Source organism: Streptomyces spinoverrucosus, assembly GCF_006539505.1.
GTDB classification, from domain to species: Bacteria; Actinomycetota; Actinomycetes; order Streptomycetales; family Streptomycetaceae; genus Streptomyces; species Streptomyces spinoverrucosus.
Map to the genome: position 1 here is coordinate 20,683 of NZ_BJND01000005.1, position 22,536 is coordinate 43,218.

Here is a 22,536-nt window from a genome sequence, read left to right on the forward strand (position 1 = left end):
CGTTGCCCGTCAGCGCCCCGCAGCGGGCAGACCCAGCACCCTCGTGATCGTGCGAAGCACACCGTTCTCCGTGTTGGCCGGAGCCACATGGCGGGCGCGGCGAATGACCTCCGGGTGGGCGTTAGCCATCGCGAAGGACCACTCCGCGGTGTCGAGCATCTCCAGGTCGTTGAGGTAGTCGCCGAACACCATCGTCTGCGCGGGCGTGATGCCGAGCTCGCGCTGGAGGCGGCGGATGGCGGCGCCCTTGTTGGCGGTGCGGTTCATGAGGTCGACCCAGTGCTCGCCGGAGACGACGACCTGGTGGGTGGCACCGAAACGGGCGAGGGCCGGGGCGGTGGTCCGTTCGGCGGGGCCGAAGTCGTACAGGGCGACCTTGAGGATGTCGTCGCCGACCGCGGTGACGTCCTCGACCATGCGGTGCTCGACGTAGTACTTGCGCACCTCGGCCAGGAACGGCTCGTCAGTGCGCTCGACGTACGCGGACCGCTTGCCGCAGACGACGGCGCCCACGTCGACGCCGCCGGCCGCGAGCCGCCGTACCGCCTCGACGACCTCCGTGACGACGGCCGGGTCCAGCGGGTCGGAGCTCAGTTCCACGCCGTCCCGGACGACGTACGTGCCGTTCTCCGCGATGAACACCATGCCCTCGGCGGCCCGGGCGAACTCCCGTGCGAGCGTGGCGTACTGGCGGCCGCTCGCCGGGCTGAACAGCACCCCGCGCTCCCGCAGCTGCTCCAGCACCTCCCACAGCCCGGCCGGGGCCCGCTTGTCGTCGTCCAGCAGCGTGCCGTCCATGTCGGTGACGACGAGCCGGATGTCGGCGGAGGCGGAGCCATGCGCCGAGGAGTCGTGGGTGGTGGGCAGGGGCGCGTGAGAGTAGGGCATGTCCTGTTCCTGGGACTGTTTACCTGGGGCGCTCGCCGCGCCGCTTGTCGTTCCGGATGCGGCCGTCAACCCTACCGGGCACACTCCCCCGTACGAGTGAGACCCCAGCCCCGGCCCCAGGCCTCGGCCCAGTCCCCCCATTCCTGCCACGCGCTGATCTTGAACCCGGCAGAATGGCCGCGACTGCGGTACGGGCGAGGAGAGGAAGAGACGTGAGCGAGGCTCCCACCCCGGCGGAGGGTACGGCACGCCTGAACACCGGTGTGGCGCACAACGCACGGGTCTGGAACTACTGGATCGGCGGCAAGGACAACTACGAGGTCGACCACCGGGTCGGCGACCACGTCGCCTCGATGTTCCCGCTCATCCGGGACATCGCCCGGGCGGACCGCGAGTTCCTGGGGCGGGCGGTGTCGTTCCTGGCCCGTGAGCGCGGGGTGCGGCAGTTCCTGGACATCGGCACCGGGCTGCCGACGGCGGACAACACCCACGAGATCGCACAGCGCTTCGCGCCCGAGTCGCGGATCGTGTACGTCGACAACGACCCGATCGTGCTGATCCACGCCCGGACCCTGCTGACCGGCAGCCCCGAGGGCGTCACCGACTACATCGACGCCGACGTGCGCGACCCGGACGCCATCCTCGAACGCGCCCGCCGCACCCTGGACTTCACCCGTCCCGTCGCGGTGATGATGCTGGGCATCCTCAACTTCGTGCTGGACACGGACGAGGCCCGCGACATCGTGCGCCGGGTCATGGCCGCCGTTCCCTCGGGCAGCTTCCTGGCCATGACGCACCCCACGCACGACGCCGAGCTGGGCGGCGAGGGCCAGATCCCGGCCATGAAATTCTGGAACGAGAACGCCACCCCGCCCGTCACCGCCCGCAGCGGCGCCGAGATCGCATCATTCTTCGACGGTCTGGACATGCTGGAACCGGGCCTGGTGTCGTGTTCCGCCTGGCGCGCCGAGCTGCACGCTCCCGTGGTGGTACCGCAGTACGGCGCGGTGGCCGTGAAACCCTGACACCGGCACCGACCCGGCCACCGAGCCCGTCGAGGAGACCGTATGACGACCCTTGCCGACCCCGTCCCCGGCGGCCGCCCCGGCGATGTGGAACGGGCATCCGCGCTGAGCGGCGAGCTGTCGGCGCGGGGAGTGCACGGGATCGTCCTGTCGTACGTCGACACGGCGGGCATCGGCCGGGTGAAGACCATCCCCACGGCGAGGCTGCCCGCGGCCGCGGCCTGGGGCGTCGGGATGTCACCGGTGTTCGACACGTTCCTGGCGAACGACTCCATCGTCAGCACGGACGTGCTCGGCTCGCCGGACGGCGATCTGCGGCTCTACCCCGACCTGGACCATTTGACCGCGCTCAGCGCACAGCCCGGCTGGGCGTGGGCGCCGGTGGACCGGATCACGCAGGACGGCGAGCCGCACCCGGCCTGCGCCCGCACCTTTCTGCGCCGGGTAGTCGAGCAGGCGGCCCGGCAGCACGGGGTCACCTTCCGGGCGGCCGTCGAGATCGAGTGGGCGGTCGGGCTGGGGTCGGCGCCCGGCGGCGAGTTCGTACCGGCGGTGTCCGGACCCGCGTACGGCGCCACCCGGCAGGTGGAGCTGAGCGACTGCACGGCGGAGCTGCTGGCGGCATGCGCGGCGCAGGGGGTGGACGTCGATCAGGTCCATCCCGAGTACGCGGCCGGGCAGTTCGAGATCTCCGTGGGCGCACTCGACCCGGTGGCGGCGGCCGACCGGAGCGTGCTGCTGCGGCAGACCATCCGCGCGGTGGCCCAGCGGCACGGCCTGAAGGTCTCCTTCTCGCCCGCCGTGTCCGGCGAGGGCGTCGGCAACGGCGGCCATCTGCACCTCTCCGCCTGGCGCGACGGCGTCAACCTGCACTCCGGCGGCACCCACCGCCACGGCATGACGGCCGACGCCGAGTCCTTCGCGGCCGGGATCCTCACCCACCTGCCGGGCCTGATGGCGGTGACCGCGCCGAGCCCGGCCAGCTATCTGCGGCTCAGACCGGCGCAGTGGGCCGGCGTGTTCACGGCATGGGGCCTGGAGACCCGGGAGACCGCCGTACGGGTCATCACCGGCACCGCCGGTCTGCGCGACCAGGCCGCCAACCTGGAGGTCAAGCCCGTCGACCTGGCCGCCAACCCGTATCTCGCCCTCGGCTCTGTCATCTCCGCCGGACTGGACGGCCTGGCGACGGCAACACCGCTGCCAGAGGAGACCACCGGCGACCCGGCGCGGCTGGGCGCCGAGGAGGCGGCGGCCCGGGGCGTGCGCCGGTTGCCGGTATCGCTGGAGGAGGCCGTCACCGAGTTCCGCCGCGACGAACAGGTGCGGGCCGCGCTGGGACCGGTGCTGGCCGACGCGGTGATCGCCGTACGGCTCGGGGAGATCGACGCCGTGGCCGGACTGGACGACGCGCGGGTGGCGGCGGCGTACCGCTGGGCGTACTGAGATGAGCGCCATCGGACGTACTGAATTGAGCGCCACCGGACGTACGGAGATGAGCACCACCGGACGTACGGAGATGGGCACCACCGGACGTCCCGCCCCGCCCACCACCGGCCCGGTCGCGGAGGCGCTCGCCGCGCTGCCCCTCGTGGACCACCACTGCCACGGCGTCGTCACCGCCGACCTCGACCTGCCGGGCTTCGAGTCGCTGCTCACCGAGGGTGAGCCGTGGCCCGGCATCTCGCCCTTCGACAGCCCCGTCGGCATCGCCGTCCGCCGCCACTGCGCGCCCGTACTGGACCTGCCCCGCCACGCCCCGGCCGACGAGTACGTGGCCCGCCGCGCCGAGCTGGGCGCGGACGAGGTGAACCGGCGGTTCCTGTCCGCCGCCGGTACCGAGGTGTTCTGCGTCGACACCGGGTACACCCCGGAGGGCCTCACCACCCCGGAGCAGCTGGCCGAGGCCGCCGGTGCCGGTGCTGTCGCGTATGAAGTCGTACGGCTGGAAAGTGTCGCCGAGGCGGTGGCGGCGGCGGAGGTTGAACCGGGCGAGTACGCGCGGACGTTCGAGGCGGCCGCGTGGGAGGCGGTACGGCAGCCGGGTGTGGTGGCGGTGAAGTCGGTGGCCGCCTATCGCACGGGCTTCGACCTGGACCCGGCCCGCCCCACGGAGGGCGAGGTCACCGAGGCCGCCCGGCGCTGGCTGGCCCGCGGCGGCGGCCGGCTGGCCGACCCGGTTCTCGTACGGCACCTGCTGTGGACGGCCGTAGGCCTCGGGCTCCCCCTGCAGCTGCACACCGGCTTCGGCGACAACGACATCCGGCTGCACCGCTCGGACCCCACCCACCTGACCGACTGGCTGCACCTGACGTCCGGCACGATCCCGGTCATGCTGCTGCACTGCTGGCCGTACCAGCGCCAGGCCGCCTATCTCGCAGCCGTGTTCGAGCAGGTGTACCTCGACGTCGGCCTCGCCCTGCACCACGTCGGGCCGAGCCGGGCCCGGGCGGTGCTGGCCGAAGCGACGGAGATCACGCCGTTCCGCAAGCTGCTGTACAGCTCCGACGCCTACGGTGTTGCCGAGTTCCACCTGCTGGGTGCCCTGGCCTTCCGGCGGGGGCTGGCCGGGCTGCTCCAGGAGCGGGTCGACACCGACGAGCTGAGCCTGCCCGACGCGCTGCGGATCGTGCGATGGGCGGGGCGGGACAACGCCCGCCGGGTCTACCGGTTTTCCGACGACACCTGAAAGTATGATCAAGCAATGTCTGACATGACCGAGACCACGCCCGGTTGGCTGAGCCCCGACGAGCTGGAGATGGCGCGCGCCCGCATGCCGATCCTGTACGTCGAGGCGGTGCCGGTGCGCGTCGACGACAGTGGTGAAGTCACCAGCATCGGGCTGCTGCTGCGCATCGGACCGGACGGGACGGTCAGCCGCACCCTGGTCTCCGGCCGCGTCCTGCATCACGAGCGGGTCCGGGACGCCCTGCTGCGGCACCTGGAGAAGGACCTCGGCCCCGTGGCACTCCCCCGGATCCCGGCCTCCCTCCAGCCCTTCACGGTCGCCGAGTACTTCCCGACCCACGGCATCACGCCGTACCACGACCCGCGTCAGCACGCGGTGTCCCTCGCCTACGTCGTGCCGGTGACCGGCGACTGCCGGCCCCGGCAGGACGCGCTGGACCTGGTGTGGTTCAGCCCGCAGGAGGCCGCGTCGGAGGCGGTGCAGAGCGAGATGCCGGGCGGGCACGGGGTGCTGCTGAGGCAGGCGCTGGCTCATGTGGGGCTGGCGCTCTGAGGGTGCGTTCCGGCGCGGCGCGCCGCCGGTGACGCTTCAGCCGCGGTTCATCGGCCCACCGTGTGAGAGACGGGCCCGCGCACGCCGGTGAGACCGGCGGCGGGGTCGGGACGGATCAGTGGTCGTCCCAGTGGCCGTCGTGGGTGGCGTGCCGGTGGCCGTCGTGCACGTAGTCGACGTGGTCGCCGTGCGGCACGGCCACATGGCCGCAGCCCTCGCCGTGCTCGTGGGAGTGGTCCCCGTGGCGGGCGTGCCCCGCGGGCTCGCACTCGTCGACGTGGTCGTCGTGCAGGCGGTGCAGATGGCCGTCGTGCGCGTAGTCCACGTGGTCGGCGTGCGGGACCGCAACATGGCCGCAGCCCTCGCCGTGCTCGTGGGTGTGATCGGAGTGGGTTGCGTGCGCGGTAGTCATGGATGCCTCTTTCCGCCGAATCCGTCGGCCGCGTTGGACGTTTTGCGCCACTGGCCCAATCCTGCTCCTCGCGCGACCCATCGCACACCCACGTCCAGGCCAAGGGTTCCTCAACCCGCACGAGCCAGCATTTAGTAATGGGATCCATTTTCATGTAGCGTCGCGGTGCAAACGCACCGAGGAAGGACGTTCCATGGCTGTCCCCAAGCGGAAGATGTCCCGCAGCAACACCCGCCACCGCCGCGCCCAGTGGAAGGCGAGCACCCCGCAGCTGGTACCGGTCACGATCGAGGGCGTCCGCCACCTTGTGCCGCAGCACCTGGTCAAGGCGTACGAGCGCGGGCTGCTGCGCCCCGAGGGCTGAGCAGCGGATGCCGTACGACCGACTGCCCGTCACCGTCCTGTCCGGATTCCTCGGGGCGGGCAAGACCACGCTGCTCAACCACGTCCTCGCCAACCGCGAGGGGCTGCGCGTCGCCGTGATCGTCAACGACATGAGCGAGATCAACATCGACGCGGCGCTGGTGCGCGGCGGCGAGGCCGCGCTGTCCCGGACGGAGGAGCGGCTGGTCGAGATGACCAACGGCTGCATCTGCTGCACCCTGCGCGACGACCTGCTGGAGGAGGTCGACCGGCTGGCCCGTGAGGGCCGCTTCGACCACCTCCTGATCGAGTCGTCCGGCATTTCCGAGCAGATACCGCACTGAGGCCCGCAATTCACTCCTGAGGGGCATCGGCCGCCCAGCACGTACGACAGCACCCCCGGCCCGGAGGCCGAGGGTGCCGCGACCCTGCCCCTTCCGCGTGGCAGCTGGACCTGGAGCGGGCCGTCTACGGAGGGGGTTCCGATGTGGCACCCACCCACTTCAAGATCACACAAATTAGAGTTGACCCGAATCACAACTGATCATTGCGTCGAGATGGTGGACAGATGTCACGTCCCACCGCGCCCGACGAACCGGTGATCGGCCGCCGCCGTCAGGCTCGCCGACCTCTTCCGCCGAGCGGCCATCGGGGCCGGAGCCGGGCCGGAGAGCGAGGGCCCCGCCCATCTGCCACGGGGGAAGCAGACGAGCGGGGCCGGTTTCAGGGGTCAGGCTTCGGCGCGCACGATCAGCGTGCCGATGTGCCCAGCCTTCGGAGCATCGATGATGCGAGCCTCGGTGGTTGCGAACCCGGCCCGGTGCAGGTGCCGCTCCCACACCGCGGGCTTGTAGCTGTACCGGTAGGTGAACATCGCCTTGCCCGCGAAGCCGCCCTTGTACATGCCCTGCGGCCCGTATGCGCCGGGGATCGCCGGTGGCTGGGAGAACACGAACACGCCGCCCGGGGTCAGGCGCGCACGCACGAGGGGGAAGAGGCGGGACGGGTCGGTGAACCACGCCGCGCCGAAGATGGAATACACGGCGTCGTAGCGGGCCTGGTCGGCGGCGAGCCAGTCGAGGACTTCCGCCTGCTCGATCCGGACGCCGAGCGGCGACCACCGCTCACCGGCCAGCTGCACCATGCGGGGCGAGAGATCCACGCCGGTGGCCTTCACGCCCTGCTGCGCAAGGTGGGCCAGGGCGCGGCCGGTACCGCAGCCGATCTCCAGCACGGACTCGGGCGAGCCCAGGAGTTCCTGCCCCGGCCCATGGCCGGCGTACTGCGTCCAGCAAAACGAGGGCTCTGCCTCGGCGTCGAACGCGCTCTTGGCGTAGATGTCCCAGAGTTCGGTCTCGGCGGGGATGTCGTGCGGTACAGGCACTGCTGATCCTCTAGTCGTCGGTGCGAGGGAGCCCCCGCCCTCCGGGGTGCGTGAGGGCAGGGGCGACTGTAGCGGGCTCAGTGGCTGTCGGGGACCTTGTCGTCGCACGGGGAGCATTCCGCCCCGTCGATGGCCCACAGCTCCTCGTCGATCGCCCAGCCCTGGCTCTTCAGGAACTCGCCGGTGCGCAGGCACAGGCCGTCGCTACGGCGCTCGATGAACGGGGCGTGGTGCTTGAACCGGCCGCCGTTGTACAGGCGGCAGATGCCCCACCAGACGGGTGTGTCGAGGATGAGCTGGTGGACGCCGATGTCGACGAGCTTGCCGACGCCGAGGTGTACGTCCGGGTTCTCGATGGAGCCCATGACGTACATGACGGCGTTGCCGAGGATCCGCTCCGCCATGTCGCGGACCATGGTGTGGTCGCGCAGCAGGAGTGCGATCTCGCGGTCCCACAGGCTCATGCCCGAGTCGAAGATGTTGACGGTGAGTTCCGTGATGTGCGGGGCGACTGCGTTGAGCAGCTCCTGCGGATCCCGGGTGCGGGGGACGGCGGGTCGTTCTAACGCTACGGTCACGTCAATCCTCCTGGTGTGGATGGCCGCCTCCGGTCGGAGGCGATGAGACTCGCCCGCCCCTGGTGCTCACGGGGTACGGGGCGGGCGGGCATCCCGCCACCGGCGCGGTCAGCGCTCGGGCCGGGGCGGGGGGTCCAGAAGCACGCCGGCGGACCGCAGCCGCGCGTGCATGTCGTCGGCCTGTTCTGCGATCTCGGCCAGACGGTGGGCTCCAGCGGCGATCAGCCGGGCGACCTGAAGCGGTTGGCACAGCATCGCGGCGGACGGCATCGGCACGGACCAGTAGGACTCGTTGGGCCGCGGCTCGACGGCATCCACTCGCGGGACACCCAGGTAAGCGTCACGGCCCAGGCAGTCCACGTCATGGGTGCGCCAGTCGTCGACGGCCTGCCGCCACGTCCGGGGCACGCTGGCCGGTACCAGGGCGTAGTAGCGGGAGCCGCGAGGGTCGCAGATGACCGGGCCCTGGAGGGACTCCTCGAGGAACGGGTCGATGTCCTGCGGCTCGCGGCTCGGGGCCAGTGCCTGGATGAGGGCGCCCGGGAGACGGACTGCAGAGAACAGGGTGCCGAGGGGAAGCAGGGCTACGCCGTACTCATTCCACTCGGCGCGGATCTGGCTGTGACGCTCGCGAGGCTCCGTCGACAGCAACCAGTGCTCGACGGCCAGTCGCCGGTCAGAAGCGGGGTGTACGAGTACGCCGGGCTCAGGCTCCAGCGGTTGCACTGCGGACAGTTTGCGGGCGGGGGCGGTACCGTGCGCCATGTCGACTCCAACCAGTCGGCCAAGCCCCGGGGCCGTTCTCGCGGTCGCCGGGGCGCTGTCCGGCTATGGAATCGCCGAGCTACACAGAGTGACAGGGACGTTGCGTCCCAGTTTTTCGACGCTATTCGTTGATCCCCAGGAACTGCGCCAACGCCCCGAGCCCGGGGGGGTGGTTGGGCAGCGCCCATAGATCACGCACGATCGCTACGGCCAATGTGTGGTGCTGCATCCAGGTTGGTGCCACCCGGCGCAGGGATTCCAGGGTCTTCACCGCCCCGGCCGCGTCCCCGATGTCCGTGTGGGCGCGGGCGACATCCAGCAGCAGCCACGTCCGCCAGGACGGAGGGGTGTCCTTACTGAGTCGCATCCCCTTGGCGAGCGCCAGCGCGTCGTGCGGGTGCCCGTATTGGACAGCGAGCCGGACGCGTTCGATACGGACCGACGAAGGGCTGAACACGCTGACCATGCGGTTGTCGCTGCCCTCGGGAAGCTTCGAGAGGCGAGCGGCCTCCTTCTCCGCTGTCTCCATCATCGCCGCTGCTCGGTCGTAGTCGCCGCTCCGTGCTGCCGACGTGGCGGCACTCATGGTGAGCGCACCCCAGACCTTCAGCCCGTCGGCGGTTCCGTCATGACCAGCGGCAACCATGTCGGCGGCGGCGCGGAGAGCGATGCTCAATGCGTCCTCCAGGCGACCTTGTCGCTGGTAGGCCCATGCCGTGGAGTTGACGATCATCGGCAGCAGCAGGGGGTCAGACGACTGCCCAGCGGCATCTATGGCCCGTTCCAGGCTCGTCAGCGCAAGGTCCGTCTTCCCCATACGCACCGCGACGTGTCCGGCGAGCTGAAGTGCTTTGCCCAGGGCTGCGAAACCCGCTCTGCGCTCGTGGTCTTCGCCCCACGCTGTGGCGCTGCGCGCGTCAGAGATCAAGTCTGGGAGGGCCTTCATCACTGTGTCGAACTCGGCGGCGTGGTACTGCGTCCAGCCGTCTGCGATCTGCCCTCGAAGGTTGTCCAGGGTGAAGTCTGACCCTGGTGGCTCCGGTTCCGGCCCCCAGAGCACTGGCATGATGGCCCGGCGCACGGCCACAAACCGTGGTCCATCGTTCTCGCCAGTTGAGGAGACTGCGGGTGGATCGCCCAGGAGCGTGGTCAGTTCCACTCCCAGTCCGTTGGCCAAGGCGTGCAGCGTGGGCAGCCGCGCTGAGTGCTTGCGGCGTTGCTCAAGCTGGCGGATCACGTCGACAGATACGCCTGAGCGGGCGGCCAGTTCTTCTTGGGTCAGGGAGGCCAGCCGGCGCAGGCGACGGAGGGTGCGCCCGAGGTCTTCATTTGCCACGTTGTCACGGTACGCCGCCGGAGCAGCGCGAGAGCGTGCGCCAAAAAGTTGGTCCGGGCATGACGAAGCGCCCCCTGCACAGCCTGCGAGAGGGCAGTGCAGGGGGCTTCGTGGTTCAGCGGGCGAGGAACTGGACGGCGAGGCTGGCCGCAGCACCCAGGACGGCGCCGGCACCGGTCGCGCGCCAGCGCGCCTCCTCAAGGGCTCGGACCCTCTGCGTGAGGTCATCGAGCTGCTTGCCGTGGTCCTTCACGGTCGTCTTCAGCTCCGAGCGGATCTCGTTGACAGCGTTCTCGACCGCGCACAGCTTGTCCCACACCTCCCTCGACCGGATGACCACACCGTTCGGAGGCTCCGGCGGCGCCGTCATCGGCGGTCCTCATCGACGCCGAGGACACGCCGCATCGCAGCAAGGTCCTTCTGCATCGCATCCATGTCCAGCTGGAACCGCAGTGGCAGCACGGCCGGCTTCTCGTACTGGGGCGGACGCGCCCACCCCAGCAGCAGCCCGGCGGCCAGCTGCAGCGGCCGCCACGCCATCCGCTCGGCGAGGGCCTCGAGCCCGCGGAACACCGCGTAGTACGCCGCGCCCAGGCCGAGGGCGACGGCACTGGCCGCGGCCTCGCTGTCGACAGGGATGCCCAGCCAGCCCGTAGCGGTGAGGACCAGAGCCACGCCGTACGGCACCACGGTGCGCAAGAAGCTGATGAAGAGGTTCTGCATGGTCAGTCCTCCGTCTTGAATCCGTGCTTCAGGCCCAGGCGGCGCAGGCTGTCCGGGCCGGGTATGCCGTCCGCGTCGTCACCGCGGTACCCGCAGCGGCGCTGCCACGCCGCGTACGCCGGCGTCGTCTTGGTCCCCCAGTGACCATCGCTGTACGGCCGCTCGAGCAGCCCCTCGTCGACCAGCGCGGCCTCCACGGTGGCCACGCCCTTGTACGACACCGGCGTGCCCGGCTGGCTCGGGTTGCTGCGGGCGGCCGCGAGCAGCCGCTTCAGGCTGACGACCGTCGTCGCGGGCGGCGGTGTCGACTTCGGCGGCGCGCTGCCGAGCCGCTTCGCGATCCGGGCGCGCATCGCCACCCAGTCGATCCCGCGTGGGTCGACCTTGCCCGGCTGCCAGTCCAGATGCCTGATCGCCGACTCGGCACCCCACCCGTGGTGCCGGCAGATCGCCGCCGCCACCTTCTCGATGGCCTCCTTCTGCACCCCCGGCCAGGGGTCTTCGCCGTCGCCGAGGTTCTCGCACTCGAACCCGTAGAAGTGCCGGTTCCCGTCGGTGTTCGCCTCGTCGTCGGCGGGAAGGGCACGTTCGGCGATGACCGCCTGGAGGACGTCGTCGTCGCCCAACCCGGCGTGGTTGGCCCGGCCGTAGCCGACGAGGTGGACTCGGCCGTCCTTGGTGATGACGCCGTGGCAGAGCGGGCCGGGCAGCTCGGCGTACCCGTGGCGGCAGATGTCGACCGTGGTGGCGCTGCCGCGGGTGACGGTGTGGTGGATCATCACGCCGTGCACGGGCCCCCACGGGCCCACGTGGTTGCGGTTGTGGTCCTCCCAGTCGCCAACCTCGACGACCGTGAGCCCCTCGGCGCGCAGCAGTTCGGCGAACTTGGCTGCGCTGGGCGGTGTGGCCATGAGTGCTCCAGACATGCAGAAAGCCCCGGCCGGACGGCTCGGGGCGTGCGGGGTGATGGTGGGGCTATGCGGGTCCCTTGTAGGTGACGATCATGGTCGGCATGTAGGACCCGGTGGCGGTGCCGAGGTCCGCTCCGGTGTCCTGGCTGGGGACTAGCTGGACGTAGTCCCCGGCGTTCAGGAGCACTGGTGTGGAGCGGGCGTCGCACGCTGACACGGTGGCTCCGGGGCTTGGGGTTCTGTTGTTGCCGCCGAGGACGAGTGCGCCGTTGACGAACCAGGCGGCGTTACGGACGGCGCCGGCGGCTCCTGCTGGGCCGCTGAAGGTGATGCAGCCGTCCAGCTGGTACAAGCCGGGCATGGGAGGCGTCCAGCGTGACGGCTGGGCGGCTGACCACCCGCCCAGCAGGTCGGTCACGATGTTGTCCCAGTTCAGGGCGTTGGCGACCACTGGGTTGCCGTTGCTGGTGATGGCCTGGGAGGTGGTCTTGATCGCGCTGAACACGACCCGGCCGATCAGCGCTGAGGAGTTGGCCCGCTCCTCGGTGATGATCATGCCGGGCTGCCAGCCCGCGAACGGGATGAACGTCACGCGGTCCTCCTACAGGGCGATGACGGCGGGCCGGGCAAGACGTACCTCAGTCCCGACGGTGTGGGCCTTGACGGCGCCGTTGAGGGAGCGCTGCACGGTCATCACCTGCGGCGTCGGGATCCGGAAGTCGTCGAACCGCAGCTGCGGGTTGACGTTCGTGTTGTTGGCGAACGCACTGCCAGCGAGCCCCACCTGGCCCGAGTTGATGGGGTCGGTGGTGATGGTCTGGTCGGCGTGCCACACACCGGGCTCAACCTGCCCGTCGGGCCACGCCCGCACCTGGACACGGTGCCCGGTCAGCCGGGCCCGCAGCCAGAACCACTGACCGGCGGTGTAGGTGTAGGTCAGGGCGGGGGTGGTGCCGATGGTGGTGGTGCCTCGGGTGATCGACACGGCCATGGTCCCGGCCGTGCCGAAGTGCAGCCGGGCCCGGTAGTAGGTCGCGGTGTCGGTGTAGCGCAGCAGGATCGCCGGGAGCAGGGCGGCGCCGGTGGCGATCTGGTCGACGCTGACCCTCGTCAGGACCTCGCAGTCGGCGATGTTGGCGACGATCCGCTGGAAGCGGACGACATCCCGATTCGCGGCCAGCGTGAGTACCGCCGCCGTACCGTTGACGGAGCGGTCCGAGGCGACGCCGCCCGCGTCCACCCAGGGGAGCCCCGAGTCGGCGGCGCCCCACGAGTTGGCCACGGTGCGGGTGAAGGTGTCCCACGCGGCCGGCACACACTTCTGCAGGCGTGCGACCTCCCCGCCGAAGCGGATGTCGAGCGGGAAGTCCTCCGGGTAGTTCGGGTCTGGCCCTTCGGAGGTGATCCACGGGGTGGGGCCGAGCGCGGTAGGGGCGGGCGTGTGCACGAGCAGCTGCGTGGCCGTGGCCGTCGACGCCAGGGCGAGCGTGGTCCCGCCCGGGTTGGCGTCCACCCTCATCGGCGCCGGCATCGTGAACGTGAGGTCGTCGATGTACACCGCGTCCTCACCGGCCGCCGCCGAGTTGTCCTTGGCGTACCGGAAGGTCACCACGCTCTTGCCGGTGACATCGATCGTGGTCTGCGTCCACGGCGTGGTGCCCTGCGCGCGCAGCACCTGCACGCCGTCGACCAGGACGAGCAGCCGGTCCCCCTCGAAGCCGGGCCCGGCCGCCTCGCTGCTCGTCCAGTACCAGAACGTAAGCTCCGTCGCCCCGGGCGGGATCGCCACCACGGCGTCCGACGTCTGGTTGTTGCCGATCGCGCCCGACCGCAGCGACCACGACGGGGAGTTGTAGTGCGCCTGCGACCGGAACCACGGGGCGTTCCCGCCGAAGGTGATCGAGAACGCGTAGTCGGTATCGCTGAAGTCCTCAGACAGCACGACCGCGCCGACGGTCCACGGGTCGTAGGGCAGGCAGTTGAAGGTGATGCTCCAGCGGCCGGTCTGGAAGGTCTCCTTGTAGCCGAGGACGAGGAGGTCGAAGCCGTCCGGGGTGTACTCGTGGGGGGTGTCGGTGATCTGGATGCGCGATCCCACGTCCAGGCGCAGGACCTGGTCGATGAGGGGGCGCATGCGCTCGTTGGCCATTTCCAGCGTCAGCTGGGTGACCCGCATGCGGTCGATCGTCGCCACGTGCAGCCGCCACGCGGCCTGTCCGGGCAGCTGGTCGTCGGTGTGCACGATGGTTTCGAGCGAGGTGGGTACCGGGCCCATGCCGTCCGGGGGTGGCTGCACGGACAGCCGTCCGGAGGTGAGTTCGGCGGTGTACTCCGAGCCTTCCCGCCGCTTGACGGTGAACTGGTTGCGGGCGTCCTTGTCGTCGTCGGTGGGGTGGAACGGGTCGAAGACCTGCCCGTCGGCGAAGTTCAGCACCAGGTCGGGGGGCCGGTTGTAGAGGCTGTCGCGGGTTTGGTAGGTCAGCTGCAGCTTGTCGCGGGCGTCGGTGAGCAGCCCCATCTCGGTGTCCGCTGCGGCCTGCACGAGTTCCAGAGCGGTGCCGGCCGGGTACGGGCCGAGCCGCTCGGAGCCCTCCCCGTTGATCTGCAGGGCCACGCTCTCCTGCCCGGCGAGGCGGTCGAGGAAGGCGCGGGCGGTCAGGCCGGGCTGCCCGGCCATGGACGACGCTCCGCCGAAGGAGGCGGTTCCGGAGTGGTAGTAGGCGCTGGTGAACTGCACACCCCACACCGTCAGGTGACCGATGGCCATGCCCTTCACGCCCGCGCCGAAGGTGGTGACGATGCGGTTCACGTGGCCCGCGCTGGTGGAGGCGAGGGTGGCGCTGTTGCCCCAGTTGCGGTCGGTGTCGTCCCGCCACTCGAAGGCGTAGTTCAGGCTGGAGCCGTTCTCGGCGACGCGGACGCGGATGTGCCGCCAGCCGTCGAGGAACCCGACCGCGTCCGGGTCCGTGCTGGCTGTGGCGGCTTCGTGGGTGGTGGTGACGCTGCCCAGCTCGACGCCGTCACTGTCGTAGGCCCGCAGCCGCATGCGGTGGCTGCCGGCGTCCAGCTGCACCGACAGCGCCCAGATCGTGGCGTTGCTGCCGGTAGTCAGGAACCGCAGGATGCGGTGCTCGCTGCTGTCGGTGGGGAAGTCGTCGGAGTTGATCCTCACCAGCATGCTGACGGACCAGTAGCCGGTTGCTTCCCCGGGGATGGCCGGGGAGGACATGCCGGCGTTGTCGGTGAGCAGCGGCAGCGGGTCCGAGCCGAGCAGGGTGTCTTCCTGGCCGAAGTCCAGCCCCCGCACGGTGAGGACGCCGGCGTTGCTGTTCAGGGTGGCGTCGGCGACCTGTGTGTCGCCTTGCACGCCTTCCTCGAACGGCCAGTAGGCGAGCGGGTACAGGGTCGGAATCCGGCGCCGCAGCAGGGACTTCAGCACGGGCTGGCCGGTGCTCAGCCGCCTGAGCAGTCCGGCGGGTTCGATGGCCGTGGTCTTGTTGTTGCCGCTGCGGTCGCGCTGCGGCTTCCAGGAGGTGACTTCTCCGGAGAGCCGCGTCACCCCTGGGTCGGTGGCGGGCTCGGCGACGGACAGGTCACCTACGTGCACCAGGAACGGGGCGGTGGTGTCGGCGGCGCTGAGGAAGGCGCGGAAGCCGATCTGCCCGGGGCCGGTGATGGTGTCGTCCCAGCCCTGGGAGTGCCACACCTCGGGCTCCGGCTGCCCGTCGGCCCACACCCGCATCCGCAGGTTGGGGCCCACGCACTGCACCCGCACCCGCACCGGGATGCCGGGTATGTACGTCAGGTTCCGCGGAGACGTCTGGTTGTTCACCACGCTGCCGGCGCCTTCGATGAACTTGACAACGTTCACCGCGAGCCTGAGGCCCTGATCCCCGGGCAGGCCCGTGTCCGCGCGGAAACCGATGTTGAAGCTGTAGACGTCGCCGCGGACCGGGTCAAAGCGCGTCAGGAACGCCACGAAGATGGCGTTCTCGGCGTTGCCGTCCTGTGCCCGCTGATCGGTGGCCACGGTGAAGGTGGCGTCCACGTCGGTCAGGGAGACGTCCTGGGTGCGGATGTAGGGGACGCTGTCCATCACGAGGTTGATGCGGCCGGTGCCGTCGGCGACGGAGTAGTTCGACGCCGGCGTGGAGCCGTGGATCACCCAGGTGTTGCCCGAGGTGGACGTGCCCCAGCCGTCGCTCACCGTGCGGTCGAACTCGTCGACCATCACCGGTGCGGGGTCCGGCGGGAGGTCTGCGACACGCAGCCGGAACGGGGTGTAGGGGCCGATCTTGCCGAACAGGGGGCTGTTCGGGTTGCGCAGCGAGTAGGCCCCCGAGTCGTTGTCGAGGGTGACCTCGGCGCGGGTCGGCTGGGCCTGGCTGGACTCGGCCGTCAGGCCGCGGTAGACGGTGACGGTGGGGTCCTGCCGCATCTTCACCGGCTGCCAGGCGCCGTCGACGAGGATCTCCCCGGTCAGGGTGAACGGCCACGCGACCACGTTCCCCTCCTCCTGCTCATCGTGTCGTGTTCAGGTTGGTGACGTCGCCGCCGAAGTCGATCCGGATCCGGCTCTGCAGCCAGTCCATGAACGCGTCACCAGAGCCGTTGACGAACCTGATGTCCATGCGCTGCGGCTGAACTTTGCGAACAGACGGGGCCGCTGCGTTGTTGCTGAGCATCTGGTCCAGGCGGGACAGCGGCAGGATTGCCTCGTCCTCGCGTCCCTCACCGACCATGGCGAGGGTGGGCCCGGTGGCGATTGCGCCCTCGGCCAGGTAGGGAATGTTCGGCGTTGACAGCGTGACGGACGGGATGTCGACGCCCATGATCGAACCGCCGCCGATCGTGAAGCTGAGACGGTTCCACGAGCCGATCACGGAGTTGATTGCGCCGCGGAACGCTGCGGGGATCCCGTTGAACAGGCCGCGGACCGCAGCGCTTACCCGGCCGGGCAGTCCGCGCAGCCAGGAGACGAGCTCCAGTGCCTTACGGATCGCCCAGTCCTTCATCTGTCCGAACCAGCCCGCCACCCTTCCCGGGAGCTTGGACAGCCAGCCGACTGCGAGGATCACGGCGAGCACTGCTGTTTCGATCCCGGACCGTACGGCGCGCCAGACGCCGAGCACGATGTCGCGGAAGCGCTCGCTCTGGTTCCACAGCAGCACGATGATCGCGATTACCGCGAGGACGGCCGCGATGATCCAGGTGCCGGGCCACGCGAGCATGGCGCTGTTCATGGCCCACTGTGCCACCGCGGCGATCCCCAGTCCCACGGCGAGGGCGAGGATGATCGGGACGAGGACCTGGATGAGCCCGGAGTGCTGGGCGAGGAAGCCGGCCACTGCGGACAGGATTGGCGCGAGGAACTCGCCGAGCGTTATCGACAGCGTGCGCATGATCGCATCGAATTGCTGGGCCGGGCTGGCGGCCATGCCCTGGGTGACGCGGGAGGCGGCGCCGGCCGCCTGGTCCATGCCGCTGGCGGCGGCCGCGGTTGCGGGGTTCATGGCCAGCAGTGCGCCGGCCGCCTCGCCGGCCATGTCACCGAACAGCGCGACGCCGAGCTGGGCTTGCTGCGCGGGGTCCTTGACCCCGCGCAGAGCTTCCAGGGTCAGGTTGAGCGCGTCGGCTGCGGGCTTGCCTCCCTTGCCGATGTCGCTGAGCATCTTGTCCGCGTCCAGTCCCAGGGCCCTGAACCCCTCGGCTGCGCGGTCGGTTTCCTCCGAGGTGATGCGGGCAAACTCGTGCAGCACGTCGGCGGCCTGGTCGATGTCGCGGCCGCCGGCCTGGACGAACTGGCTCATGAGGCCGAACGCGGTCTGTGCGTCCAGACCGATCCGCTTGAAGTGCGTGCCGTACTCGGTGACCACGGCGGGGATGTCCGCGGCCATCGACGCGGGCAGCGTCTGCGCGGCCTTGGTGAGGACGTCGAAAGCCTCCTGGCCGTCCTGGACCAGGCCCTGCTTGATGAGCGCGCCCGCGGCGTTCGCAGCTTCGGGGATGTCCATCCCGAAGACGTCCCCCAGCACGATCGCGCTCTGGGTCATCTGCTTGAGCTCGGCGTCGGTGAAGTCGCCCATATTGCCGACGGCTCCGATCACGTTGCCCACCGCGTCGGCGGCACCGCTGATGGAGTCGCTGAATCCTGCGGCGAACACCTCGCCGGCGATGTCGCCGGCGCGCGCGGCCTCCTCCTGGGTCAGGCCGAAGCCGGCCTGCAGGGTGCTGGTCGCGGTGGTCATATCCAGAGCGGTGTTCAGGCCCTCCATGAACAGCGCGCCCACCGCGGCGCCCGCGGCCCCGGCGGCTATCCCGGTCAGCGCGCCCTCGACGCCCGCGGCCGCCTGCTCAGCCTCCCCCGCGACGCCGTCGGCAGATGCGGCCACGTCGTCCAGCGCGGCCGCCGTGTCGTCGGCAGCGTCGGCCACGCTGTTGCCCAGGGATCGCGCCGAGTCCTCGATCTCGTCCAGCGCCTGGTCGATCCGGTCCGCGCTGGAGTCGATCTCCCCCTCGGTGCCCGACAAGTCCACGCCCAGGCGGACCAGGAGCTCTTCCAGGATCGCCACCGCACACCCCCTGGTTGGTCAGCCGCTGTGCGGCGGTTCGCTCGGTACGGCCCTGCGGCGGCGCCGGCGGCGGTCCGCCTGCTGGTCGGCGGCCTGCCGGTCGTAGACGGCCTGGATGCCCCGCACCGCCTCCAGGAGGTCCCGCCCGGTGCGGCGCGGCCTGCTGGCGCGGGACCATACGAAGAGGTGATCGCGCAGCCTGGGCCGCTTGCCCTTCTTCATGTGAGGGGCGGCCACGTCCATGCCGAGGCGGGCGATGACGAGGTCCAGCCGGTTGGGGGTGATGACCCCGTAAAGGTTCTGGTACGCGACCAGGTGCACCATGTCCTCTTCGGTGAACCGTTCCATCACCTCGCCCGGCGGAATCTGGTAGGCGACGGACAGGTCGTAGAGGAGTCTCAGCTCTGGTCGCCGTCGGAGTTTCCCTCCGCGTCCTTCACCTTCTGCTTGAAGTCGCGCTCCTCGCCGCTGAGGTGACGGCAGAGGGTGAACAGCCCGTCCACAATGCCCTGAGATTTCTTCGACAGGATCGCGATGCCCTCGGTCACGTCGGGGAAGACGCGCTGGTCGGTGCCCGGCTCATACAGGCACTTGGCGACGATCTCAGCCCGGTTGGAGCGGACGTTCATTTCCGCGCCGCTGCGCCCTTCCTGAAAGCGCAGCTTGTTGAGCTTGTTCTGGTAGGCCTCCCAGTCCCCGGACGGCAGGCCATGCACGTCGACGGTGATACCCCACTCGGGGATCTCGACGTCGCGCTGGGTCTTGATGTCCTGCGCCTGGCGGATCAGCTCTTTCAGGCTGCCCATGTCTCAGCTCCTGGTGTGTGTCAGCCGGTGGGGTTCAGGGTGGGCTTGCCGCTGATCTTGAACGTGGCCTCGCGTTCCATCTTGTCGTCGATGGGGAACGCGTCGCCGAGGTCGGTGATCAGGGCGGTGAAGTCCCAGGTGTGCTCGTCCGGATCGCCCGGCAGGATCACCACCTGGTAGGCGCGCAGGTCCTTCTCCTCGAAGTCGCCGTCGAGGGCCGAGTGCGAGGTGTCGCCCGGGTCGTAGTTGATCGTGATCGTGACCTCGCCGCCGTCCTTGAGGCCCTTCACGAACTCCCGGTACTCGTCCGGGCTGTCGTGCGCGGTGACCTCGATGGCCTCCCGGGAGCGCTCGGGCCCGGAGATGTCGGAGACGTTGGCGATCGCGACAAAGGCGCCGGCGCCTGTCGAGTCGCGCTTGAACTGGGTGCCGAAAGCATCAAGGCCGGCCATGCCGTCCTCCTCTTGATCGTTACGTGGAATCGACCTCGGAGCCGATCCGGAAGTCCATCGGCACGTGCCGGATGTTGCCCGGGGGCTCGGGGTCGGTCAGCGTCTGCAGGGACACGAACCGCGTCCAGGTCCAGCGGTGCCCGAGGATCGTCAACGGCCGGTGGTCCAGTGCCTGCAGGACCCGGGTGGCGATCGTCAGCGCCTCGGCGTAGCCGCGGTACTGCGACCAGATGTGCAGGGTCTGCAGGACCTCCGAGCCGTGCCGGTCGTGGGCGTTGGCCGGCGTCTCGGTGGACTCGCCGACGTGGATGTACGGGTAGGCCTGCTTCTCCGGCACCCAGTCCAGGACACCCTTGACCATGTCCATCAGCGCGGCGTCGGCGAGCAGCGCCGCCCGTACGGCGTCCCGGGTGGGCAGCGCGGCCAGGCCCGGTACCGGAAGGCTCACCGCAGCACCGCCCGCACCTCGGCCGTCAGCCGCGCTCGGTACCGCGCCCGCTCGCGCTCCAGCGCCGGGCCGAGCGCGGGCTGGGCGGGGATACTGCGAGTGCCACGCTCGTGGAAGACGGCGTAGTACTCGGAATCTTCATGCCACCCGACAGTGGCGACCAGGCCGTCCTCCTCGTACTCGATACCGACGTTGTCCCGCAGGTTGCCGGTGTCGACACGCACGCCCCGCTTCGTGTCGTCGCGCACGGCCTCCGCCGACTCCCGCACGCCCTTGCGCAGGGCCTGACCGATGTCCTCGGGGAGGTCCTCCAGCCGGCGCCGCAGCCGGTCACGTCCGGAGACACGCACCGTCACCCGTCCCCTGCGTGCCATCGCCGTCACCCCCCTCGTCCAGGTCGTTGACCCTTTCGGATTTCCTTGCGGATGATGTGCAGCTCGGCGGCGACCGCGAGCATGGCCCACACCAGCCGCTCGGTGGTTGGCAGTTCGGGATTCTCGGCGCGCTGCTTGCACTCGTGGGCCTCGAGTGCGACGTGCGGCCGCCGCGGTGCGTCGGAGCGGTCGTGCTCGGCCATCAGCTGCTGCCCAGCTCGAACGCCGCGACAGTCACACCCGTGACGGCGCTGTAGGTGATCGCGGCGCGACCGTTGGCGCCGCGGTAGACGTTGGCCAGCGGGATGATGCCGTGGTCGCCGGCCGCGACGACCAGTGAGGCGTCGGCGACCGCGAGACCGGAGACGGTGCCGGGGGTAGCGATCGTGACCGTCTTCGAGGCGGCGTCACCGTTCGCCACGTACAGGAAGCGGCCGGGGCCGACAGGGGCCGCATCGCCGCCGCCGGATGCGGCGACAGCCTGAGCGGCGACGTCGGCGATGCCGGTGGCGACCGGCACCGGGACGAGGTTGAGGTTAGCCATCGTCGGGTTCTCCTTCTCCTTGGATCAGCTGCGCTTCGGCCTTGCGGTACCGGGCCGTCGACGGGCCGACGACCGACAGCACCCGCCAGCTCTCCCCGGTGCCCGGGTCGCGCAGCTCGTCGCCTCGGCGTACGTCGGCGGTCGGCAGCAGGTAGACGCTGTGGGTGTGTTCGGAGTCGGTCTGCGCGGCCAGCAGCCGCTCGCTCGCGCTGGGCTGGTCGACCTTGGCGCGTACGTCATCGGGTTGACGTACGTACGTGATGCGCTCCCCGCCGTGGCCGTCCGGCTCGCCCTCGGGTCGCCATACCTGCAGCTGCCGGTTGAGCCAGTGCCCGATCATGTCCGCGCCCGGTACAGGCCGAGGAGCTTGCGGTCCTTCTCCGACAGCGACATGCCCAGGGCCTCGGCGGAGAACGAGCGGCTGTGGTCGCCGAGGGACTCCGAGGCCAGCAGCATCGGGTTGCCCCAGGCGGCGGCCGCCATCCGCAGCTCGATGCGTTTCGCGCCGGCGGGGACGGGGTCGTGGCCAGCGGTGTAGACGACCTCCACGGACCGGTCCCGCGTGGGCCACCAGCCGCTGACGCGGGTGAGCGTGCCGGACGCGGACCACGTGTAGTCGTGGTCCGCGCCGTGGACGAGGACCTCGTCGGGCTCGGTGTCGTTGAGGATCTTCACCGACTCGACGGCGGTCACCGGCCACCGTGGCAGGACCAGCTTGAAGGAGCCGGTGCCCGGGGCGTTGGGCCATGGGTCCTGTCGGGTGGGCGAGTCGAGGATGACGGTGTCCGTGGACCGTGTGAGGGACTGCCCGGTGACGTCGTCGATCTCGCCCTCGGCGAGCTCGAGCAGCAGCTCGGCCTGCGCGGTCTCATCCGGCGTGAACGGGCCGGGGTGCCGCAGGAAGAGCCGCAGCTCATTGGCGTTGGCGTAGGTCACGGCACCCCACCTCCTGGCTCACTCCTGGGGGGCCGCGCGCTGGGCGAGGGCCTCGGTGATGGCCGCGAGGATGTCGGCCTTCTTGCCGTCCTCGGGGATCGAGATGTCCTGCTCTTCGGCGTACGCCTTGAGCTGCTCGACGGTGAGCTTGTCGAGCGGCTTGTCCTCGGCCGCCTTGGGCTTGGGTTCGCTCTTGCGGCGGCCGGGCAGCCGGTCACGCAGGCGCGGCTTGGGCGCCGGGTCGACGGCCACGCAGTGGCCGAGCTCGATACGCGCCAGGGCGTCGTCTTCGGGGACGTCGAGGATCTGCCCTGCGCTGGCGGACAGGCCGGGGCTGGCCACGGGCCGGGTGAACTGGACGCGCATCAGGGCTTCACCCGCCCGTTGCCGCGGATGACGGAGACACCGAACACGGCGTCGCCGGTGCCGGCGTCGGTGGCCACGGCGCGGATGTACCGCTTGATGCCGTGGTAGCCGATCAGGGTGGTGGTCGACGCGGTCAGCGTGGCGGGCTCGGTGCCGTCGAGGTCGGCGTTGGCCACCGCGGTGTAGCCGGTGGACTGCTGGTCGGACTCCTGGATCTCCACGGAGAACGCGTTGTTCGCGACAGCGCCGACGGTGATCTGAACGGCGGCCGCGTCGAAGCCGGCCAGGTCCACACCGGTCCCGGTGGCGGTCGCGGTGTGCGCGGCGGGCGCGATGGTCTGGGCCACCGAGATGTGGTTCTTGATGTCGGTCCTCATGACGGGACGCTTCCTTCCTGGCCGGGGGGCCTGGG

General features: G+C 70.3%; 28 protein-coding genes and 1 pseudogene. 6 read left to right on the forward strand and 23 right to left on the reverse strand.

Translation table 11 applies throughout. The annotated features are described in order from the left end of the window. Window positions 1-9 precede the first annotated feature (9 nt). Window positions 10-888, reverse strand: a complete 879-nt coding sequence (locus tag SSP24_RS02925) for a Cof-type HAD-IIB family hydrolase (protein WP_141307152.1) — start codon at window positions 886-888, stop codon at window positions 10-12. Window positions 889-1,100: 212 nt separating this feature from the next. Here SSP24_RS02925 and SSP24_RS02930 point away from each other — a divergent pair, with 212 nt between their 5' ends. The 4 genes from SSP24_RS02930 to SSP24_RS02945 are packed head-to-tail and all read left to right on the forward strand — an operon-like array spanning window position 1,101 to window position 5,154. After that, window positions 1,101-1,913, forward strand: a complete 813-nt coding sequence (locus tag SSP24_RS02930; RefSeq protein ID WP_141307153.1) for an SAM-dependent methyltransferase — start codon at window positions 1,101-1,103, stop codon at window positions 1,911-1,913. Window positions 1,914-1,955: 42 nt separating this feature from the next. Further along, on the forward strand, window positions 1,956-3,359 hold the full coding sequence (locus SSP24_RS02935) for a type I glutamate--ammonia ligase (RefSeq protein WP_141307154.1): 1,404 nt from the start codon (window positions 1,956-1,958) through the stop codon (window positions 3,357-3,359). 49 nt (window positions 3,360-3,408) lie between these two features. Further along, complete coding sequence (locus tag SSP24_RS02940; RefSeq protein ID WP_229864784.1) at window positions 3,409-4,602, forward strand: amidohydrolase family protein; 1,194 nt, start codon at window positions 3,409-3,411, stop codon at window positions 4,600-4,602. Window positions 4,603-4,626: 24 nt separating this feature from the next. Beyond that, window positions 4,627-5,154, forward strand: coding sequence for an NUDIX hydrolase family protein (locus SSP24_RS02945; protein ID WP_167529503.1), 528 nt, complete (start codon window positions 4,627-4,629; stop codon window positions 5,152-5,154). A gap of 115 nt (window positions 5,155-5,269) precedes the next feature. On the opposite strand, the gene SSP24_RS02950 is transcribed toward SSP24_RS02945, so the two are convergent. Next, window positions 5,270-5,566, reverse strand: a complete 297-nt coding sequence (locus SSP24_RS02950) for a hypothetical protein (RefSeq protein ID WP_141307156.1) — start codon at window positions 5,564-5,566, stop codon at window positions 5,270-5,272. Between the two features lie 193 nt (window positions 5,567-5,759). On the opposite strand from SSP24_RS02950, the gene rpmF reads away from it, so the two are divergent. Both rpmF and SSP24_RS02960 read left to right on the forward strand, forming a co-directional pair. Beyond that, window positions 5,760-5,930: a 50S ribosomal protein L32 gene (gene rpmF / locus SSP24_RS02955; RefSeq protein WP_141307157.1), complete on the forward strand. Its 171-nt coding sequence runs from the start codon at window positions 5,760-5,762 to the stop codon at window positions 5,928-5,930. 7 nt (window positions 5,931-5,937) lie between these two features. Continuing rightward, window positions 5,938-6,267, forward strand: a pseudogene (locus SSP24_RS02960) (GTP-binding protein); the annotation flags it as partial. Window positions 6,268-6,659: 392 nt separating this feature from the next. Here the strand turns inward: SSP24_RS02960 and SSP24_RS02965 are convergent. The 21 genes from SSP24_RS02965 to SSP24_RS03065 all read right to left on the reverse strand — a co-directional run bounded on the left by SSP24_RS02965 (window position 6,660) and on the right by SSP24_RS03065 (window position 22,501). Next, on the reverse strand, window positions 6,660-7,313 hold the full coding sequence (locus SSP24_RS02965) for a class I SAM-dependent methyltransferase (RefSeq protein WP_141307158.1): 654 nt from the start codon (window positions 7,311-7,313) through the stop codon (window positions 6,660-6,662). A 77-nt stretch (window positions 7,314-7,390) separates the two neighbouring features. Then, entirely contained in the window at window positions 7,391-7,891 is a 501-nt protein-coding gene (locus SSP24_RS02970; RefSeq protein ID WP_141307159.1) for a glycine-rich domain-containing protein, read from the reverse strand. A 108-nt stretch (window positions 7,892-7,999) separates the two neighbouring features. Beyond that, window positions 8,000-8,656: a hypothetical protein gene (locus SSP24_RS02975; RefSeq protein ID WP_174864577.1), complete on the reverse strand. Its 657-nt coding sequence runs from the start codon at window positions 8,654-8,656 to the stop codon at window positions 8,000-8,002. Between the two features lie 121 nt (window positions 8,657-8,777). Beyond that, a complete protein-coding gene (locus tag SSP24_RS02980; RefSeq protein ID WP_141307160.1) occupies window positions 8,778-9,992 on the reverse strand; it encodes a helix-turn-helix domain-containing protein in 1,215 nt (404 codons plus the stop codon). 115 nt (window positions 9,993-10,107) lie between these two features. Continuing rightward, the gene (locus SSP24_RS02985) at window positions 10,108-10,362 is read right to left on the reverse strand and encodes a hypothetical protein (RefSeq protein ID WP_141307161.1); all 255 of its coding nucleotides are present in this window, start codon (window positions 10,360-10,362) and stop codon (window positions 10,108-10,110) included. Beyond that, on the reverse strand, window positions 10,359-10,715 hold the full coding sequence (locus SSP24_RS02990) for a hypothetical protein (protein WP_141307162.1): 357 nt from the start codon (window positions 10,713-10,715) through the stop codon (window positions 10,359-10,361). Before SSP24_RS02990 ends, SSP24_RS02985 begins: the two co-directional genes overlap by 4 nt. A 2-nt stretch (window positions 10,716-10,717) precedes the next feature. Next, window positions 10,718-11,626: an N-acetylmuramoyl-L-alanine amidase gene (locus SSP24_RS02995; RefSeq protein ID WP_141307163.1), complete on the reverse strand. Its 909-nt coding sequence runs from the start codon at window positions 11,624-11,626 to the stop codon at window positions 10,718-10,720. 64 nt (window positions 11,627-11,690) lie between these two features. Further along, window positions 11,691-12,218, reverse strand: coding sequence for a hypothetical protein (locus SSP24_RS03000; protein ID WP_141307164.1), 528 nt, complete (start codon window positions 12,216-12,218; stop codon window positions 11,691-11,693). A gap of 9 nt (window positions 12,219-12,227) precedes the next feature. Beyond that, window positions 12,228-16,130 (reverse strand): hypothetical protein, encoded by a 3,903-nt coding sequence (locus tag SSP24_RS03005; protein WP_141307165.1) that lies wholly within the window; start codon window positions 16,128-16,130, stop codon window positions 12,228-12,230. Between the two features lie 16 nt (window positions 16,131-16,146). Continuing rightward, entirely contained in the window at window positions 16,147-18,198 is a 2,052-nt protein-coding gene (locus SSP24_RS03010) for a phage tail tape measure protein (RefSeq protein WP_229864783.1), read from the reverse strand. Between the two features lie 18 nt (window positions 18,199-18,216). After that, window positions 18,217-18,546 carry a hypothetical protein gene (locus SSP24_RS03015; protein WP_141307166.1) on the reverse strand — a complete coding sequence of 110 codons (330 nt, stop codon included), beginning with the start codon at window positions 18,544-18,546 and terminating at the stop codon, window positions 18,217-18,219. A 50-nt stretch (window positions 18,547-18,596) separates the two neighbouring features. Beyond that, on the reverse strand, window positions 18,597-19,004 hold the full coding sequence (locus SSP24_RS03020; protein WP_141307167.1) for a hypothetical protein: 408 nt from the start codon (window positions 19,002-19,004) through the stop codon (window positions 18,597-18,599). Window positions 19,005-19,024: 20 nt separating this feature from the next. Beyond that, a complete protein-coding gene (locus SSP24_RS03025; RefSeq protein ID WP_141307168.1) occupies window positions 19,025-19,456 on the reverse strand; it encodes a phage tail tube protein in 432 nt (143 codons plus the stop codon). A gap of 19 nt (window positions 19,457-19,475) precedes the next feature. Beyond that, entirely contained in the window at window positions 19,476-19,904 is a 429-nt protein-coding gene (locus tag SSP24_RS03030) for a DUF3168 domain-containing protein (RefSeq protein ID WP_141307169.1), read from the reverse strand. Beyond that, window positions 19,901-20,278 carry an HK97-gp10 family putative phage morphogenesis protein gene (locus SSP24_RS03035; protein WP_141307170.1) on the reverse strand — a complete coding sequence of 126 codons (378 nt, stop codon included), beginning with the start codon at window positions 20,276-20,278 and terminating at the stop codon, window positions 19,901-19,903. Before SSP24_RS03035 ends, SSP24_RS03030 begins: the two co-directional genes overlap by 4 nt. 5 nt (window positions 20,279-20,283) lie before the next feature. Continuing rightward, window positions 20,284-20,481: a hypothetical protein gene (locus SSP24_RS03040; RefSeq protein WP_141307171.1), complete on the reverse strand. Its 198-nt coding sequence runs from the start codon at window positions 20,479-20,481 to the stop codon at window positions 20,284-20,286. Then, complete coding sequence (locus SSP24_RS03045) at window positions 20,481-20,822, reverse strand: hypothetical protein (protein ID WP_141307172.1); 342 nt, start codon at window positions 20,820-20,822, stop codon at window positions 20,481-20,483. The genes SSP24_RS03040 and SSP24_RS03045 overlap by 1 nt, the downstream gene beginning before the upstream one ends. Continuing rightward, window positions 20,815-21,162: a phage head completion protein gene (locus SSP24_RS03050; protein WP_141307173.1), complete on the reverse strand. Its 348-nt coding sequence runs from the start codon at window positions 21,160-21,162 to the stop codon at window positions 20,815-20,817. Before SSP24_RS03050 ends, SSP24_RS03045 begins: the two co-directional genes overlap by 8 nt. Further along, entirely contained in the window at window positions 21,159-21,758 is a 600-nt protein-coding gene (locus SSP24_RS03055; protein ID WP_141307174.1) for a hypothetical protein, read from the reverse strand. Before SSP24_RS03055 ends, SSP24_RS03050 begins: the two co-directional genes overlap by 4 nt. Before the next feature lie 18 nt (window positions 21,759-21,776). Then, window positions 21,777-22,124 (reverse strand): SAP domain-containing protein, encoded by a 348-nt coding sequence (locus SSP24_RS03060; RefSeq protein WP_141307175.1) that lies wholly within the window; start codon window positions 22,122-22,124, stop codon window positions 21,777-21,779. Beyond that, entirely contained in the window at window positions 22,124-22,501 is a 378-nt protein-coding gene (locus SSP24_RS03065) for a hypothetical protein (protein WP_141307176.1), read from the reverse strand. The genes SSP24_RS03060 and SSP24_RS03065 overlap by 1 nt, the downstream gene beginning before the upstream one ends. Window positions 22,502-22,536: the final 35 nt, after the last annotated feature.

Excerpts from the sequence above, each read along its gene's own strand:
- SSP24_RS03045 (WP_141307172.1), bottom strand. The coding sequence starts at position 20,822 with ATGGCTAACCTCAACCTCGTCCCGGTGCCGGTCGCCACCGGCATCGCC.
- SSP24_RS02935 (WP_141307154.1), top strand. The coding sequence starts at position 1,956 with ATGACGACCCTTGCCGACCCCGTCCCCGGCGGCCGCCCCGGCGATGTG.
- SSP24_RS03035 (WP_141307170.1), bottom strand. The coding sequence starts at position 20,278 with ATGGCACGCAGGGGACGGGTGACGGTGCGTGTCTCCGGACGTGACCGG.
- SSP24_RS02985 (WP_141307161.1), bottom strand. The coding sequence starts at position 10,362 with ATGACGGCGCCGCCGGAGCCTCCGAACGGTGTGGTCATCCGGTCGAGG.
- SSP24_RS03065 (WP_141307176.1), bottom strand. The coding sequence starts at position 22,501 with ATGAGGACCGACATCAAGAACCACATCTCGGTGGCCCAGACCATCGCG.
- SSP24_RS03025 (WP_141307168.1), bottom strand. The coding sequence starts at position 19,456 with ATGGCCGGCCTTGATGCTTTCGGCACCCAGTTCAAGCGCGACTCGACA.
- SSP24_RS02975 (WP_174864577.1), bottom strand. The coding sequence starts at position 8,656 with ATGGCGCACGGTACCGCCCCCGCCCGCAAACTGTCCGCAGTGCAACCG.
- SSP24_RS02945 (WP_167529503.1), top strand. The coding sequence starts at position 4,627 with ATGACCGAGACCACGCCCGGTTGGCTGAGCCCCGACGAGCTGGAGATG.
- SSP24_RS03015 (WP_141307166.1), bottom strand. The coding sequence starts at position 18,546 with ATGGAACGGTTCACCGAAGAGGACATGGTGCACCTGGTCGCGTACCAG.
- SSP24_RS02995 (WP_141307163.1), bottom strand. The coding sequence starts at position 11,626 with ATGGCCACACCGCCCAGCGCAGCCAAGTTCGCCGAACTGCTGCGCGCC.
- SSP24_RS03050 (WP_141307173.1), bottom strand. The coding sequence starts at position 21,162 with ATGATCGGGCACTGGCTCAACCGGCAGCTGCAGGTATGGCGACCCGAG.
- SSP24_RS02940 (WP_229864784.1), top strand. The coding sequence starts at position 3,409 with ATGAGCACCACCGGACGTACGGAGATGGGCACCACCGGACGTCCCGCC.
- rpmF (WP_141307157.1), top strand. The coding sequence starts at position 5,760 with ATGGCTGTCCCCAAGCGGAAGATGTCCCGCAGCAACACCCGCCACCGC.
- SSP24_RS03040 (WP_141307171.1), bottom strand. The coding sequence starts at position 20,481 with ATGGCCGAGCACGACCGCTCCGACGCACCGCGGCGGCCGCACGTCGCA.
- SSP24_RS03020 (WP_141307167.1), bottom strand. The coding sequence starts at position 19,004 with ATGGGCAGCCTGAAAGAGCTGATCCGCCAGGCGCAGGACATCAAGACC.
- SSP24_RS02990 (WP_141307162.1), bottom strand. The coding sequence starts at position 10,715 with ATGCAGAACCTCTTCATCAGCTTCTTGCGCACCGTGGTGCCGTACGGC.
- SSP24_RS02925 (WP_141307152.1), bottom strand. The coding sequence starts at position 888 with ATGCCCTACTCTCACGCGCCCCTGCCCACCACCCACGACTCCTCGGCG.
- SSP24_RS03060 (WP_141307175.1), bottom strand. The coding sequence starts at position 22,124 with ATGCGCGTCCAGTTCACCCGGCCCGTGGCCAGCCCCGGCCTGTCCGCC.
- SSP24_RS02950 (WP_141307156.1), bottom strand. The coding sequence starts at position 5,566 with ATGACTACCGCGCACGCAACCCACTCCGATCACACCCACGAGCACGGC.